Genomic DNA, 943 nt, shown 5'->3' on the forward strand with positions numbered 1-943 from the left:
CCACGTGGTAATCGCCCGCCGGCAGGCGCAACAGCGCGCCCGGACGCACGTTATCGGCCACCTTCTGGGCCATGCCGCCTTCGTCGCGCGACAGGGTGAAGGTCAGGCGTCGCCATCGCGGCGGCGCGCATCAGTTCGTTCTCGCGCCGGCCGAACGGCCGGGCGCTCTCCTCGGCCCACGCTACGGTGCTGAGGATGGTCGCTCCCGCCGGCGCGGCCGCCCCGGCCATGGCGGGCACATCGCTCGAAAGCGCGAGACCCTCGTCGCGCCAGATCCGCAGCCTGTCGAGATCGCCCGTCACCCGCAGATCGTCCGCGGTCAGGCCGACCGCCACGCCCTGCGCCGTCGCCAATGCGGAGAACTCGACGAACTGGCGGGGCCGATCGACGTTCCGCGCCGGGCCGGCGAGCGTCGCGATCGCGAGCATGTCGCCCACGTCCGGGTCGCGCAGCGTATGGATCGCGCCGAGGCCCGGGGCCTCCGCCTCCACGGCGGCCCGGCCGTCGCGGCTGAAGGCCGGCTTCAGCTCGATCGGGCCGCTCGCGCTCAGAAGGTCTTCGCCGAGCGAGATCACCCAGTCGGAGCCGATGCCGGCCGCGGTGACCAGTCCCGCGCGGGCAAGCCTGAAGCGGACGATTCGTCCGCCCTCGAGCGGGATCTGATCGGCGGCAGCGATGACGCCGCTGGCGTCGCGCAGCAGCCCGCTCAGGTCGAGCGGCTTGGGATCGTCGAACACCGCCCACAGCGAAGCGCCTCGACGGAACACGGCGGCCGGCGTAGCGCGCGCGAACGGGAAGGTGAGCCGCAGCGTCTCCCCCACGCGCGTCGCAAACGGCTGCTGCGGAGAGGCGGCCGGATCCGTCGCGCTGACGGCGGCGGAATCAGCTTCGGCCGCCGAGGCCGGCCTGGCGAGCTCAGGCGCCGGCTCGCCCTGAACGACGC

1 pseudogene is annotated in these 943 nt (G+C 73.7%); it reads right to left on the reverse strand.

Annotated features, from left to right (window positions below):
* Positions 1-50: 50 nt before the first annotated feature.
* A pseudogene (locus ACIKT0_RS19165) lies at positions 51-943 on the reverse strand (hypothetical protein); the annotation flags it as partial.

The sequence above is a fragment of the Hansschlegelia beijingensis genome (assembly GCF_045505405.1).
GTDB classification, from domain to species: domain Bacteria; phylum Pseudomonadota; class Alphaproteobacteria; order Rhizobiales; family Methylopilaceae; genus Methylopila; species Methylopila beijingensis_A.